Origin of the sequence: Phaeobacter sp. LSS9 (genome assembly GCF_003443595.1) — a bacterium.
In the GTDB taxonomy this organism is placed as follows: domain Bacteria; phylum Pseudomonadota; class Alphaproteobacteria; order Rhodobacterales; family Rhodobacteraceae; genus Phaeobacter; species Phaeobacter piscinae.
The window spans coordinates 2,273,243-2,288,173 of the sequence record NZ_CP031956.1 but is presented as its reverse complement, the minus strand read 5'-3'; the positions used below and the strand labels follow the sequence as shown (position 1 = coordinate 2,288,173).

Genomic DNA, 14,931 nt, shown 5'->3' with positions numbered 1-14,931 from the left:
GCCACGGAAATTGTCTTTAGACGATCTGACATGGTGAGAGCAGGAATGACATTCAACGGAGCCAAGCTGGCGCTTTTCATCGGTGACAGGCTGTTGGTCATTGAGCGTGACGCCTATCCGCACATCCCCTATCCCGGCCACTGGGACTTTCCAGGGGGCGGTCGTGAAGATGCGGAAACACCGGAAACCTGTGCCCTGCGCGAAACCGAGGAAGAGGTCGGGCTGCTCGTACAGGAGGCGGATCTGGTCTGGCGGCAAAGCTATACGCGGCCCAACGGTGTGGTCTGGTTTTTTGCGGCACATCTCCCTGCCGTGAGAGAGCGAGATATCAGACTGGGGGATGAAGGGCAGAGCTGGGCCTTGGTCCCGCCCGAATGGTACATTGCGCATGATCTGGCGGTACCACATTTCGCCGGTTATCTGCAGGCCTATCTATCGCAGCGTGGTACCATCAGCGCGTGAGCCTGGGCACGTTTGCTGCTCGGTTCACAGTCGATAGCCTGAAAGAAAGAACCCCCGCTGCTGTAGCGGGGGAGGTGACGAACCTCAGGAAGAGCAAGGCCGTCAGGGGAGTGTCTCTTCCACAGGGTCGGTCATTTTGGCCTCTCGGCATAGCCTGTTGCGCAGGATTATGTAACTCCACCTCTGCCTGTGTGCTTTTGTGGGCACAGGACAAAAAGGCGCATTGGGCGGCGCGGTGGTGTGAAAATCTGTTATAATCCCCATACTTGACCTAAGGTAAATGTCGCGCGAAAGCGGGTTGTGGCCTGCCTATGCAAGGTGCAGTCAAATGTTTTATTTCTGCCTAATGTTTAGGCGCTTCACGACAGCGACCATGCGGGATCGGTCAATTTGACCATCGCGAAAGAAAAACCCGCCTAGGCGATCTGCGCTGGCGGGTTTGGGGTGTTGAATAAGTGCAACTGGATCGTGGTCGGCTGGCTGCCTGATTGAACGTCAGCGTGGCAGGCTGCTCAGAATGTCTTCGGCTGCGCTGCGTGGTGCCTCTGCAGCCCAGATTGGACGGCCCACCACGATATGGTCGGCACCTGACTCCAGCGCGCTGGCGGGGGTGGCCACGCGTTTCTGGTCTCCCAACGCGGCTCCGGCGGGGCGCACGCCTGGGGTGACGATGAGTTTGCCTGACGCTTCGGGCAGGGCGCGGATCAGGGCGGCCTCCTGCGGGCTGGCAATCACGCCATCGGCTCCTGCGGTGAGCGCAAGGCCTGCGCGCTCCTGTACCAGATCAGAGATTTCACCGGATTTGATCAGCGCCTCATCCAGATCAGCGCGGTCCAGAGAGGTGAGGATGGTCACGCCAAGGATCTTGAGGTTGGTGCCAGCGGCCCCTTCCTTGGCGGCGCGCACGACATGGGGGTCGCCGTGGACGGTCAGGAAATCGAGGTCAAACTGGGCCAGGCCGCGGACAGCCGCCTCAACCGTTGCGCTGATGTCGAAGAGTTTCATGTCAAGGAAGATGCGCTTGCCGCGTTCCTGCTTCAATTCATTGGCAAGGGCCAGCCCGCCTCCGGTCAGCATGCCCAGGCCGATCTTGTAGAACGACACCGCATCGCCAAGCGTGTCGGCCAGCTGCAGGCCAGCGATTGCGTTGGGAACGTCCATGGCAACGATCAGGCGGTCGTCGGCAGTGGATTTTGGGCTGGGCTTGGCGGTGGAAGATGCGGACATGGAGGTTCCTCGTCTTTGGGGGCGCCTTTGCGGGCGGTGTGGACGTGCAGGCAGTCTAGGAATTGCGCTGCTTTTAGTGGCGGGGCTGCCGTTGGGAAAGGGAAAAACAGCCGGGCTGGCGGGGTGGCCATGATCCATATGTGTTCGGGCAGGAGTGCTGACGGGGCAAACTCTTGATCTGGGTCAGGGATTTGGTGACATATTTGCCGCAGACTGACCTTGAAGAGACAGTAAGATCTCCCACATTGAACGTGAAGGCCCTGACCGGGACGTGCCGCAAAGCGGGCGTCACCATCAAAACGGGGCGCTTATATAAGGAGAGCAAGATGGACTTGAACAAGTTCACCGAACGGGCACGCGGTTTTGTGCAGGCGGCCCAGACGATTGCGCGTCGGGAAGATCACCAACGGCTGATGCCTGAGCATCTGCTGAAGGCGCTGATGGATGACGACCAAGGACTGGCCAGCAATCTGATCACCCGCGCGGGTGGAACCCCGGAACAGGTGGTTCAGGCGCTGGAGCTGGCAGTGTCCAAACTGCCCAAGGTTCAGGGCAATTCTGCAGATATCTATCTGGATGGTCAGACCGCCAAGGTGCTGGACGAGGCAGCGAAGATTGCTGAGAAGGCCGGTGATAGTTTTGTGCCGGTAGAGCGGCTGCTGATGGCGCTATGTATGGTCAAATCCAAGGCCAAGGATGCGCTGGCGGCTGGGAATGTCACCGCGCAGGCGCTGAACGAGGCGGTGAACGATATCCGCAAAGGGCGCAAGGCGGATAGTGCGAGCGCTGAGGACGGTTATGACGCGCTGAAGAAATACGCCCGCGATCTGACGGAGGCGGTCCGGGACGGTAAGATTGATCCGATCATCGGCCGGGACGAGGAAATTCGCCGCGCGATGCAGGTTCTGAGCCGCCGGACCAAGAACAATCCGGTTCTTATTGGTGAGCCTGGGGTTGGTAAAACTGCAATCGCCGAGGGTATGGCGCTGCGTATCGTCAATGGCGATGTGCCTGAATCCTTGCGTGACAAGCAGCTGCTCTCGCTCGATATGGGCGCGCTGATTGCCGGCGCCAAATATCGCGGTGAGTTCGAGGAACGTCTGAAAGCGGTTCTGACCGAGGTGACAGAGGCTGCCGGCGAAATCATCCTGTTCATTGATGAGATGCACACGCTGGTTGGCGCAGGGAAATCGGATGGCGCGATGGATGCGGCGAACCTGATCAAGCCTGCGCTTGCACGGGGGGAGCTGCATTGCATTGGCGCCACGACGCTGGACGAATACCGCAAATATGTTGAAAGAGACGCTGCTTTGGCGCGCCGGTTCCAGCCTGTGATGGTGACCGAACCGACTGTTGAAGACACCATTTCGATCCTGCGCGGCATCAAGGAAAAGTATGAATTGCACCACGGTGTCCGGATCGCGGATGCGGCACTGGTGTCTGCGGCGACGCTTTCCCATCGCTACATCACTGATCGGTTCCTGCCGGACAAGGCGATTGACCTCGTGGACGAGGCCGCTGCACGCCTTCGGATGCAGGTTGACAGCAAACCCGAAGAACTGGATGCGCTCGATCGGCAGATCCTCCAGATGCAGATCGAGGAAGAGGCGCTGAAGCTTGAGGATGACGCGGCCTCCAAGGACCGGTTGGAGACGCTGCAGAAAGAACTGGCGGAGTTGCAGGAAAAATCGGCGGAAATGACCGCGCAGTGGCAGTCCGAACGGGACAAGCTGGCCTCTGCCCGTGGGTTGAAGGAACAGCTGGACCGCGCCCGCGCCGATCTGGATGCAGCCAAGCGGGAGGGCAACCTTGCCCGTGCGGGGGAGTTGTCCTATGGCGTCATCCCCGGGTTGGAAAAACAGCTGAGTGAGGCGGAAGCCTCTGAAAGTAATGGGCTGATGGTCGAAGAGGCCGTACGTCCCGAGCAGATCGCGGGCGTGGTCGAACGCTGGACCGGTATTCCCACCTCCAAGATGCTGGAAGGGGAGCGCGAGAAACTGCTGCGGATGGAGGCCGACCTGCACGGTCGGGTGATTGGTCAGGATGCGGCTGTGACCGCGGTGTCCAACGCCGTGCGCCGTGCCCGCGCAGGCCTGAATGATGAAAACCGCCCCCTTGGGTCGTTCCTGTTCCTCGGCCCAACCGGTGTTGGTAAGACTGAGCTGACCAAAGCCGTCGCCGATTTCCTGTTTGACGATGACAGCGCCATGGTGCGTGTCGACATGTCGGAGTTCATGGAGAAACACGCGGTTGCTCGTCTGATCGGCGCACCTCCGGGCTATGTCGGCTATGATGAGGGCGGCGTGCTGACCGAAGCGGTGCGGCGTAAACCTTATCAGGTGGTTCTCTTTGATGAGGTGGAAAAGGCGCATCCGGATGTCTTCAACGTGTTGTTGCAGGTCTTGGATGACGGGATGCTCACCGATGGGCAGGGTCGGACCGTGGATTTCAAGCAGACGCTGATTATCCTGACGTCGAACCTTGGCGCGCAGGCGCTGAGCCAGCTGCCGGATGGGGCCGATGCCGCCGACGCCAAGCGGGACGTGATGGACGCGGTGCGTGCCCATTTCCGCCCCGAGTTCCTGAACCGGCTGGATGAGACGATCATTTTTGATCGGCTGGGTCGCAAGGATATGGATGGAATCGTCACGTTGCAGTTGGCGCGGCTGGAGAAACGCCTTGTGGGCCGCAAGATCACGCTTGAGTTGGATGATGGCGCGAAGACATGGCTCGCAGATGAGGGGTATGATCCGGTGTTCGGTGCTCGTCCGCTGAAGCGAGTTATCCAGAGGGTGTTGCAGAACCCATTGGCGGAGATGCTGCTGGCGGGAGAAATACGCGACGGGGACACGGTGCCTGTCAGTGCTGGCGCTGAGGGCCTGATCATCGGGGATCGTATTGGCACCAGCGATCGCCCGCGCCCTGACGACGCCGTTGTCCACTAAACATGTGCAGACACGATTGAACAGGAAAGGCCCGCCAGATCTGGCGGGCCTTTTCGTCTGCGGTCTGGCTAAGGCATCGCTCTCAGTTATTGGCGACCACGCGTGTTGCGCCCCTGCGGCGTAAAACTGTCAAACGCGGTTCCCAGTCATAACGGGGGTCTTTGGATGTGGCGGACCAGTAGAGATTGCCGCCATAGCGCCAGGGGTCCAACACAATGCCACCGTAGATATCTGCGCCTTTAGGGGCGATAACGGCGCTGCTGTGTTCAATACGAAAGCTGTTTCGTGGTTCCGCGATGGCCCGCAGGATTGTCAGACTCTGGAAGTCTTCACGTTGCAGCCTGGCCTGCATGTCCTCAGCGTAGTGGTAGCATAGGCCCCGTTGCCGGACGCCGCTGTTGACGAGGGTGTTGTGCAGGATGGGTGAGGTTGTGACCTGATACTCTTTTGCCAAGGCCGTCGCATGGCTATAGGCGATTTGCGCCGCGCGCGCAGCCTCGGCAGGATCTACATCGGGGGTCAGGGTTTCGATTGCGTGACGGAGCTGACTGACCTCATCTGCTTTGCCACCGGCGTGGGGTGTGCAGCCTGTAACCAGCGCCGTGGCAATCAGCAGCAGGGAAACAACGATGGACTTCATGCAGGGGCTGCTCGCTCAGTGTTTCGGTATCCCTAGCTTATCAAAGGCAATGACGTCAGACAGTGGGGAAATCCGACTTGGGCGGCTCTATTCCTCAATCGCCTCAAGAACGATGTCATTCAGCAACGTCTGGATCAGTTGCATCTCGCCCTCGGGAAAGGCGCGAAAGCCGATTGTTGTGATGTTACTGTCCGGCCGTTGCGCGACGAATATATCATAGGGGCAGAAGGTGATGTTCATCGGATTGGCTTCCATCACGTCACGGGACAGGCTGGCCGAGCAGAAGGAATAAACCTCGGCTTGTTCAAACAGCACCACGTCAGAGCCAACATCTGCGCGGGTGCGTTCCAGCATCTCTCCGACGTGACTGACATGATCGACCACCAGACCACGGTCAGTGATGGCGCTCTCCAGTCCGAAGGTCACATCCTCAAAGGTCAAATTTGTCTGGTAGCTGACCATATGTGTATCTGCTGATTGCTCTGCCAGGGCGGACAGGCCGGTCATTGTAACGACGGCAGCTGCGCCTGACAGGGTGAAGATATACCTGCCGATATGGCGAGCTGTGGTGCGAATTGCGGTGATTTTTGTCATGGTCCTCTCCCAATGTGATCAAAGGTGACTTGCCCGCCCTGTGGAATACGCCAAGTTGGTATGGGGCGGGCCGATGGGCAGCGCGTTCCATTATCATATAGGAGTTTTTGCATGGGTTTCGCGGCAAATGCCATAGAATTCCTCGCCTATGTCTTTGTCTTTGCGCTGGGCGCGCTGGCACTGGTCGCGGCGGGGCTGTTCGTGGTGGATCGGATCCAGACCGAGGACGCGGTGCGGCGCAACTATCCGGTGATCGGCAGGTTTCGCGGTTTGTTCAGCACATTGGGTGAGTTTTTTCGCCAGTACTTCTTTGCCATGGACCGTGAGGAGATGCCCTTCAACCGTGCGCAACGGGAATGGGTTGGACGTGCAGCGGAGGGGAAGGGCAACACGGTTGCCTTTGGCTCTACCCGCAATCTAAACGTGCCCGGCACGCCTATTTTTGTGAATGCCGCCTTTCCGGCGCTGGATGATGACAAGGCCTGCTGTGAGCCGCGCCTGATCGGGCCGACTGCCCGCCAGCCCTATATGGCGCCGTCCTTCTTCAATATCTCCGGTATGAGCTATGGGGCACTGTCGGCGCCTGCGGTGCGCGCTCTCAGCCACGGGGCCAAAGAGGCGGGTATCTGGATGAACACCGGTGAAGGCGGGTTGAGCCCCTATCATCTGGAAGGCGGCTGTGATGTCGTGTTTCAGATCGGCACAGCAAAATACGGCGTGCGCGATGACGATGGCGGGCTGAGCGATGATCACCTGCGCAAGGTGGCCTCATATGATGCCGTACGGATGTTCGAGCTGAAGCTGGCGCAGGGGGCAAAGCCGGGAAAGGGCGGTATTCTGCCGGGGGCCAAGGTCACCCAACAGATTGCCGAGATCCGTGGGATCCCGGAAGGTCAGGACAGCATATCGCCGAACAGACACCCTGAGATCGCCAACTATGACCAGCTGTTGGATATGATTGCCCACATCCGGGAGGTGACCGGCAAGCCGGTGGGGATCAAGCTGGTGGTTGGGGCCGAGTCCGCCCTGCGCGAGATGTTTCTGCATATTGCGGCGCGCAAGGATGACAGCGCGCCGGATTTCATCACAGTCGATGGCGGCGAGGGTGGGACCGGCGCCGCCCCGATGCCACTGATTGATCTGGTTGGGATGTCGGTGCGCGAGGCGTTGCCCCTTATCTGCAATCTACGCGACGAGTGCGGGTTGAAGGATCGTATCCGCCTGATCGCCTCGGGCAAGCTGGTCAATCCGGGCGATATCGCCTGGGCGCTGGCGGCGGGAGCTGACTTTGTCACCTCGGCGCGGGGGTTCATGTTCTCGCTGGGCTGCATCCAGGCCCTGAAATGCAATCGCAACAGCTGCCCCACCGGGATCACCACCCACGACAAGCGCCTGCAAAAGGGGCTGGTGGTCGAGGAGAAATCCACCCGCGTTGCCCGTTACGCCAAGGAGATCATCCACGAGGTGGAAACCATTGCCCATTCCGTCGGGGTGAGCGAGCCACGCCAGCTTCGTCGTCGCCATGTTCGGATCATGCAGGAGGATGGGCGCAGTCGGCCGATGCATGAGTTGATGCCAGGTTACAGTGCCATCGCGGAGACGTGAGAGGATATGTTTTGGACTGCGCCGCCAGCTGCCTTAGGTCCTTATCAACGGATATAAAGGAGACCCCGCATGGCCCACCGCTGGACGAACGATCTGAACGACGCTGATGTCACGCCCTATTCGGCATTTCTGAACCGCCGTCAGATCATGGCAGGCCTTGGCGGTGCTGCGGGGCTGGGTCTGGCGGGGCTGGGTGGCACTGCGGCGCAGGCCGCTACGGAGGCGGCGCTGGAGCCCAACAGCTGGGAGGATGTCACCACCTATTGCAACTTCTACGAATTCGGCACGGGTAAGGGGGATCCCGCCGCTTATGCGGGCCAGATGACGACGGAGCCCTGGAGTGTTGAGATTGACGGTCTGGTAGAGCGGCCGGGCAGTTATTCCATGGCGCAAATTCTGGAGGCGATGACGCTGGAGGAGCGGATCTATCGCTTCCGCTGTGTCGAGGCCTGGTCAATGGTCGTGCCCTGGCAGGGGTTTGAGCTGGCCGACCTCCTTAATCTGGCCGGCGTGCAGGACGGCGCCAAATACGTGGCGTTTGAAACCCTCTATCGTCCATCGGAAATGCCTGGCACCGCCTATAAGGTGCTGGACTGGCCCTACCGGGAGGGTCTGCGTCTGGATGAGGCGCAACACCCGCTGACAATTATGGCCACCGGGATTTTCGGCAAACCGCTCCCCAATCAGAACGGCGCGCCCCTGCGCTTGGTGGTGCCATGGAAATACGGGTTCAAATCGATCAAGTCGATTGTCCGCATCACGCTCACGGATCAGCAACCGCAAACCAGCTGGAACATGGCCAACGCGCGCGAATATGGGTTCTACAGTAATGTGAACCCCAAGGTAGACCATCCCCGGTGGAGCCAGGCCAGTGAGCGGCGCATCGGCGGCGGTCTCTTTGCCCGCCGCGAACCGACTTTGATGTTCAACGGCTATGAGGCAGATGTGGCCGCGCTCTATCAGGGTATGGATCTGGCTGAGAACTTCTAAATGCAGCGGATCAACACCCTATTGCGCGCGGTTCCGGTCTGGCTGGTCTATGTGGCCGGGGTGCTGCCCGCAGCTGTCCTGTTCTATCAGGGTCTCTCTGGTGCGCTTGGTGCGGAACCGATCAAGGCACTGGAACATGAATATGGCGAATTGGCTCTGCAGTTGCTGGTGGCAACCCTGGCGATCACGCCGCTGCGCCGGTTGCTCGGATTGAACCTTATGCGATTTCGCCGGGCCATCGGTCTATTGTGCTTTTTCTATGTAAGCTGCCACCTGCTGGTGTGGCTGTTGCTTGATGTGCAGCTTCTGGGCCAGATCCTGGCGGACATCCTGAAGCGGCCTTATATCACCATCGGTATGGCTGGTTTCGTGCTGATGCTCCCCTTGGCGCTGACCTCTAATGGGATCTCGGTGCGCCGGTTGGGCCCGCGCTGGCGTCTCCTGCATCGGCTGACCTATCCGGCTGCCGTTCTCGGAGCGCTGCACTATGTGATGCTGGCAAAGGGGTTTCAGTTGGAACCGCTGATCTACATGGGGGTGATCCTGCTTCTGTTGGCACTCCGCCTGCCATCGGCCGCGCGGCTGAAGCTGGCGTGAAACCGCGCCAGCAGCTGATGCAGCGGCTCCTGTCGGCGTCAAAGGCCCTCCATTCGACTCGCCAGAGGGGCTTTGATGGATCCCGACTCGGATTAGGGTGAGCGCAAACACTGCTGACTCGGGTCTGAAACCGGTTGCAGCTTTGATCTGGCCGGGAAATATCCGGTGATCCGGCGGGGTCAGACGCAGATGTACGGAAATAGTACATCGTAAGTTACTGAAAGATATAGTATAATAAGAAAAGCGCCAGAAACTTTGATTTTCTTTGATTTTGGTGTTGCGGCTTTGTGTAACTCACCTTAGAACCCCCTTCACCGGCGGCGCTGAGGCGCTACTGAGACACACCGGACGGGACGGCGGCGACGCTGGGATGGACGGGAAACGCGGCGGAGAGACGCTGGGACGGGCTGGAGAGGCGGTCGGACGCATCGGAAAGACGGTGGCATTTGTGGGGTTTTGATCGGCGGGCGCGTCAGGAATTTGGCGCATCTGTTGGTTGTTTTCTCTGGATGTATGCTCTTTGACATTGATGATATCTGAAGAGATATGTGGGCGGTTTGGTTCATTCGATGGATCAACCTCTTCATATCAACGCTAGTAGGGCTTTTGTCCGATGATCTAGTGTCAGCTTCACTGTTTGTCGGCTTTCTGTACCTTTGGTACTGAAGCACGAGAAACAGAGAATGTTGGATGTTCGTTTCGAGTTCCTAGCCGGGTTCGAAGCCGTGCTGTTTGAGGCCCGTCCTCAAGTAGCGTTAGCGGTAGGACATTCAAAGATGTGCAGAGGTTCGAACGTCAAGGATAAGCATGTAAGTGCTTTTCAACTTGAGAGTTTGATCCTGGCTCAGAACGAACGCTGGCGGCAGGCCTAACACATGCAAGTCGAGCGCACTCTTCGGAGTGAGCGGCGGACGGGTTAGTAACGCGTGGGAACGTGCCCTTCTCTAAGGAATAGCCACTGGAAACGGTGAGTAATACCTTATACGCCCTTCGGGGGAAAGATTTATCGGAGAAGGATCGGCCCGCGTTAGATTAGATAGTTGGTGGGGTAACGGCCTACCAAGTCTACGATCTATAGCTGGTTTTAGAGGATGATCAGCAACACTGGGACTGAGACACGGCCCAGACTCCTACGGGAGGCAGCAGTGGGGAATCTTGGACAATGGGCGCAAGCCTGATCCAGCCATGCCGCGTGAGTGATGAAGGCCTTAGGGTCGTAAAGCTCTTTCGCCAGAGATGATAATGACAGTATCTGGTAAAGAAACCCCGGCTAACTCCGTGCCAGCAGCCGCGGTAATACGGAGGGGGTTAGCGTTGTTCGGAATTACTGGGCGTAAAGCGCACGTAGGCGGATCAGAAAGTTGGGGGTGAAATCCCGGGGCTCAACCCCGGAACTGCCTCCAAAACTCCTGGTCTTGAGTTCGAGAGAGGTGAGTGGAATTCCGAGTGTAGAGGTGAAATTCGTAGATATTCGGAGGAACACCAGTGGCGAAGGCGGCTCACTGGCTCGATACTGACGCTGAGGTGCGAAAGTGTGGGGAGCAAACAGGATTAGATACCCTGGTAGTCCACACCGTAAACGATGAATGCCAGTCGTCAGCAAGCATGCTTGTTGGTGACACACCTAACGGATTAAGCATTCCGCCTGGGGAGTACGGTCGCAAGATTAAAACTCAAAGGAATTGACGGGGGCCCGCACAAGCGGTGGAGCATGTGGTTTAATTCGAAGCAACGCGCAGAACCTTACCAACCCTTGACATCCTAGGACCGCCAGAGAGATTTGGCTTTCACTTCGGTGACCTAGTGACAGGTGCTGCATGGCTGTCGTCAGCTCGTGTCGTGAGATGTTCGGTTAAGTCCGGCAACGAGCGCAACCCACATCCTTAGTTGCCAGCAGTTCGGCTGGGCACTCTAGGGAAACTGCCCGTGATAAGCGGGAGGAAGGTGTGGATGACGTCAAGTCCTCATGGCCCTTACGGGTTGGGCTACACACGTGCTACAATGGCAGTGACAATGGGTTAATCCCAAAAAACTGTCTCAGTTCGGATTGGGGTCTGCAACTCGACCCCATGAAGTCGGAATCGCTAGTAATCGCGTAACAGCATGACGCGGTGAATACGTTCCCGGGCCTTGTACACACCGCCCGTCACACCATGGGAGTTGGGTTTACCCGAAGGCCGTGCGCCAACCTTTCGAGGGGGCAGCGGACCACGGTGAGCTCAGCGACTGGGGTGAAGTCGTAACAAGGTAGCCGTAGGGGAACCTGCGGCTGGATCACCTCCTTTCTAAGGATGTATCTAGCTAGATCAGAGCTTGCTCTGTCTCGTGATACACTTAGCATAAGATCAGTAATCAAAACTGATCACATCCGGACCAGGCCGTCCTCATATCTCTTCAGAACTGTCATGATCTTGCCCTGGGGCAGGATCTAGCAAGGGGCCTTAGCTCAGCTGGGAGAGCGCCTGATTTGCATTCAGGAGGTCAGGAGTTCGATCCTCCTAGGCTCCACCACTCATGCGAACGGCCCACATAGAATGGGTCGGTAGCTCAGGTGGTTAGAGCGCACGCCTGATAAGCGTGAGGTCGGAGGTTCAAGTCCTCCTCGACCCACCATTCTTCAGACTATGATTTGATCATCAAGCACTTGCTTTGAGTGTTTGATCGTCCAATCGGACCGGATCGATGTTCCTTCGGGAAGGTTGATCACATTGACATCGTTTAGAGAGATACAATCAACAACACTGTTGGTCACCCGCGTAAGGGATCGACCTCAGTTTGGTGCTGAGGACCGCTTCGGTGGTCTGATGCGAGCCTTTGCATCCGCCCTTTTCCTCGGGCGCGCGAGGGTCTGCCGGATTGAAACCACAGTGTTGTCCAAGTCAAGTACACTAACCCGGTTCATATTCCGCAAGGTTTATGAACCAATGTTCACTTCTTATGAAGTGAGCGGGAAAGTATGCTTTTGGTTCAGAATAAGGCCACAGTTTCTTACCAGCTTCTGTGGCGTGACAGTTCACTGTCTTTTTCTGGACCAGATCAAGCGCGAGAAGGGCGTTTGGTGGATGCCTTGGCAGTAAGAGGCGATGAAGGACGTGATACTCTGCGATAAGTCATGGGGAGCTGAGAATAGGCTTTGATCCATGAATTTCCGAATGGGGGAACCCACCTGACAGTTTGTTATTGTTAGCTTTGCTATCAATAATGAGCTTAATCAGGTACTTAAGACCTGAATACATAGGGTTTTAAGAGCAAACCCGGGGAACTGAAACATCTAAGTACCCGGAGGAAAGGACATCAATATGATACTCCCCTAGTAGCGGCGAGCGAACGGGGACCAGCCGAGCCTTGAGTGTGAATAGAATGTGTTGGGAAGCACAGCCAGAGTGGGTGATAGCCCCGTATATGAAGCATGATAGGACGTATTAAGTAGGGCGGGACACGTGAAATCCTGTCTGAAGATCGGAGGACCACCTTCGAAGGCTAAGTACTCCTTACTGACCGATAGCGAACCAGTACCGTGAGGGAAAGGTGAAAAGCACCCCGACGAGGGGAGTGAAACAGTACCTGAAACCGAACGCCTACAATCAGTTGGAGGCCCCTTGAGGGCTGACAGCGTACCTTTTGTATAATGGGTCATCGACTTGGTCTCACGAGCAAGCTTAAGCCGTTAGGTGTAGGCGCAGCGAAAGCGAGTCTTAATAGGGCGCATGAGTTCGTGGGATCAGACCCGAAACCGAGTGATCTAGGCATGGCCAGGTTGAAGGTGCAGTAACATGCACTGGAGGACCGAACCCACATCTGTTGAAAAAGATCGGGATGAGCTGTGCCTAGGGGTGAAAGGCCAATCAAACTCGGAGATAGCTGGTTCTCTGCGAAATCTATTTAGGTAGAGCGTCATCCGAATACCCCGGGGGGTAGAGCACTGGATGGGTAATGGGGCCCCACAGGCTTACTGATCCTAACCAAACTCCGAATACCCGGGAGTACTAGATGGCAGACACACTGCGGATGCTAACGTCCGTAGTGGAGAGGGAAACAACCCTGACCTACAGCTAAGGCCCCTAATTCATGGCTAAGTGGGAAAGCAGGTGGGATGTCCAAAACAACCAGGAGGTTGGCTTAGAAGCAGCCATCCTTTAAAGATAGCGTAACAGCTCACTGGTCTAATTAAGACGTCCTGCGGCGAAGATGTAACGGGGCTCAAGCCATGAGCCGAAGCTTAGGATGCACATAGTGCATGGTAGCAGAGCGTAGTGTGACATAGCTTCATGTCTCCTTAGTGTCCTCGGACACATCGGAGACACGAAGCTTTCGATGAAGCGGGCGCGTGAGCGATCCCGTGGAGAGATCACTAGCGAGAATGATGACATGAGTAGCGACAAAGAGTGTGAGAGACACTCTCGCCGAAAGTCCAAGGGTTCCTGCTTAAAGCTAATCTGAGCAGGGTAAGCCGGCCCCTAAGGCGAGGCCGAAAGGCGTAGCCGATGGGAACTAGGTTAATATTCCTAGGCCAGGAGGATGTGACGGATTGTGAAGGTAGTTCATCCTTATCGGATTGAATGGGCTGCTGATCAGTCCCTGGAAATAGCCCTCCATGAGACCGTACCCTAAACCGACACAGGTGGACTGGTAGAGAATACCAAGGCGCTTGAGAGAACGATGTTGAAGGAACTCGGCAAAATACCTCCGTAAGTTCGCGAGAAGGAGGCCCGGTTCCAAGGCAACTTGGAGCTGGGGGCACAAACCAGGGGGTGGCGACTGTTTATTAAAAACACAGGGCTCTGCGAAGTCGCAAGACGACGTATAGGGTCTGACGCCTGCCCGGTGCCTGAAGGTTAAAAGGAGGGGTGAGAGCTCCGAATTGAAGCCCAGGTAAACGGCGGCCGTAACTATAACGGTCCTAAGGTAGCGAAATTCCTTGTCGGGTAAGTTCCGACCTGCACGAATGGCGTAACGACTTCCCCGCTGTCTCCAACATCGACTCAGCGAAATTGAATTGCCTGTCAAGATGCAGGCTTCCCGCGGTTAGACGGAAAGACCCCGTGCACCTTTACTACAGCTTCGCACTGGCATCAGGATTGTGATGTGCAGGATAGGTGGTAGGCATCGAAACCGGAACGCTAGTTCCGGTGGAGCCTCCCTTGAGATACCACCCTTCGCACTCTTGATGTCTAACCGCGGTCCGTTATCCGGATCCGGGACCCTGCGTGGCGGGTAGTTTGACTGGGGCGGTCGCCTCCTAAAGCGTAACGGAGGCGCGCGAAGGTTGGCTCAGAGCGGTCGGAAATCGCTCGTTGAGTGCAATGGCAGAAGCCAGCCTGACTGCGAGACTGACAAGTCGAGCAGAGACGAAAGTCGGCCATAGTGATCCGGTGGTCCCAAGTGGGAGGGCCATCGCTCAACGGATAAAAGGTACGCCGGGGATAACAGGCTGATACTGCCCAAGAGTCCATATCGACGGCAGTGTTTGGCACCTCGATGTCGGCTCATCTCATCCTGGGGCTGGAGCAGGTCCCAAGGGTACGGCTGTTCGCCGTTTAAAGAGGTACGTGAGCTGGGTTTAGAACGTCGTGAGACAGTTCGGTCCCTATCTGCCGTGGGTGTAGGATACTTGAGAGGAGTTGCCCCTAGTACGAGAGGACCGGGGTGAACGATCCACTGGTGGACCTGTTGTTGCGCCAGCAGCAGTGCAGGGTAGCTATGATCGGACAGGATAACCGCTGAAGGCATCTAAGCGGGAAGCCCCCCTCAAAACAAGGTATCCCTGAGGGCCGAGGTAGACCACCTCGTCAATAGGCCGGAGATGTAAGTGCAGCAATGCATTCAGTTGACCGGTACTAATCGCCCGATAGGCTTGATCTGTTCCAGTAA

General features: G+C 57.2%; 8 protein-coding genes, 2 tRNA genes and 2 rRNA genes. 9 read left to right on the top strand and 3 right to left on the bottom strand.

The window, feature by feature from the left end; all coding sequences use genetic code 11:
- Nucleotides 1-45: 45 nt before the first annotated feature.
- A complete protein-coding gene (locus D1820_RS11025) occupies nucleotides 46-462 on the top strand; it encodes an NUDIX hydrolase (protein WP_118069031.1) in 417 nt (138 codons plus the stop codon).
- 495 nt (nucleotides 463-957) lie between these two features.
- Here D1820_RS11025 and pyrF read toward each other — a convergent pair whose 3' ends face one another.
- Entirely contained in the window at nucleotides 958-1,689 is a 732-nt protein-coding gene (pyrF, locus tag D1820_RS11020) for an orotidine-5'-phosphate decarboxylase (protein WP_118069030.1), read from the bottom strand.
- Between the two features lie 326 nt (nucleotides 1,690-2,015).
- Here pyrF and clpB point away from each other — a divergent pair, with 326 nt between their 5' ends.
- Nucleotides 2,016-4,634 (top strand): ATP-dependent chaperone ClpB, encoded by a 2,619-nt coding sequence (gene clpB, locus D1820_RS11015; protein ID WP_118069028.1) that lies wholly within the window; start codon nucleotides 2,016-2,018, stop codon nucleotides 4,632-4,634.
- 82 nt (nucleotides 4,635-4,716) lie between these two features.
- Here clpB and D1820_RS11010 read toward each other — a convergent pair whose 3' ends face one another.
- Together D1820_RS11010 and D1820_RS11005 are read right to left on the bottom strand one after the other, a co-directional pair.
- On the bottom strand, nucleotides 4,717-5,274 hold the full coding sequence (locus D1820_RS11010) for a hypothetical protein (RefSeq protein ID WP_118069027.1): 558 nt from the start codon (nucleotides 5,272-5,274) through the stop codon (nucleotides 4,717-4,719).
- Between the two features lie 87 nt (nucleotides 5,275-5,361).
- Nucleotides 5,362-5,868: a DUF302 domain-containing protein gene (locus D1820_RS11005; protein WP_118069025.1), complete on the bottom strand. Its 507-nt coding sequence runs from the start codon at nucleotides 5,866-5,868 to the stop codon at nucleotides 5,362-5,364.
- 111 nt (nucleotides 5,869-5,979) lie between these two features.
- On the opposite strand from D1820_RS11005, the gene D1820_RS11000 reads away from it, so the two are divergent.
- The 7 genes from D1820_RS11000 (at nucleotide 5,980) to D1820_RS10970 (ending at nucleotide 14,922) form a co-directional block, all read left to right on the top strand.
- Nucleotides 5,980-7,473 (top strand): FMN-binding glutamate synthase family protein, encoded by a 1,494-nt coding sequence (locus D1820_RS11000; RefSeq protein ID WP_118069024.1) that lies wholly within the window; start codon nucleotides 5,980-5,982, stop codon nucleotides 7,471-7,473.
- Between the two features lie 69 nt (nucleotides 7,474-7,542).
- The gene (msrP, locus tag D1820_RS10995; protein ID WP_118069022.1) at nucleotides 7,543-8,463 is read left to right on the top strand and encodes a protein-methionine-sulfoxide reductase catalytic subunit MsrP; all 921 of its coding nucleotides are present in this window, start codon (nucleotides 7,543-7,545) and stop codon (nucleotides 8,461-8,463) included.
- Nucleotides 8,464-9,060, top strand: coding sequence for a protein-methionine-sulfoxide reductase heme-binding subunit MsrQ (gene msrQ, locus D1820_RS10990; protein WP_102897904.1), 597 nt, complete (start codon nucleotides 8,464-8,466; stop codon nucleotides 9,058-9,060).
- Nucleotides 9,061-9,881: 821 nt separating this feature from the next.
- A 16S ribosomal RNA gene (locus D1820_RS10985) occupies nucleotides 9,882-11,345 on the top strand.
- A 150-nt stretch (nucleotides 11,346-11,495) separates the two neighbouring features.
- Nucleotides 11,496-11,571, top strand: a tRNA-Ala gene (locus D1820_RS10980).
- A 25-nt stretch (nucleotides 11,572-11,596) separates the two neighbouring features.
- Nucleotides 11,597-11,673: transfer RNA gene (locus D1820_RS10975), tRNA-Ile, on the top strand.
- Nucleotides 11,674-12,094: 421 nt separating this feature from the next.
- A 23S ribosomal RNA gene (locus tag D1820_RS10970) occupies nucleotides 12,095-14,922 on the top strand.
- The 16S and 23S rRNA genes sit together here with 2 tRNA genes alongside, the layout of an rRNA operon.
- Nucleotides 14,923-14,931 lie beyond the last annotated feature (9 nt).

Bases quoted from the DNA above. Each gene is read 5' to 3' on its own strand.
- D1820_RS11025 (WP_118069031.1), top strand. From the start codon at position 46: ATGACATTCAACGGAGCCAAGCTGGCGCTTTTCATCGGTGACAGGCTG.
- pyrF (WP_118069030.1), bottom strand. From the start codon at position 1,689: ATGTCCGCATCTTCCACCGCCAAGCCCAGCCCAAAATCCACTGCCGAC.
- clpB (WP_118069028.1), top strand. From the start codon at position 2,016: ATGGACTTGAACAAGTTCACCGAACGGGCACGCGGTTTTGTGCAGGCG.
- D1820_RS11010 (WP_118069027.1), bottom strand. From the start codon at position 5,274: ATGAAGTCCATCGTTGTTTCCCTGCTGCTGATTGCCACGGCGCTGGTT.
- D1820_RS11005 (WP_118069025.1), bottom strand. From the start codon at position 5,868: ATGACAAAAATCACCGCAATTCGCACCACAGCTCGCCATATCGGCAGG.
- D1820_RS11000 (WP_118069024.1), top strand. From the start codon at position 5,980: ATGGGTTTCGCGGCAAATGCCATAGAATTCCTCGCCTATGTCTTTGTC.
- msrP (WP_118069022.1), top strand. From the start codon at position 7,543: ATGGCCCACCGCTGGACGAACGATCTGAACGACGCTGATGTCACGCCC.
- msrQ (WP_102897904.1), top strand. From the start codon at position 8,464: ATGCAGCGGATCAACACCCTATTGCGCGCGGTTCCGGTCTGGCTGGTC.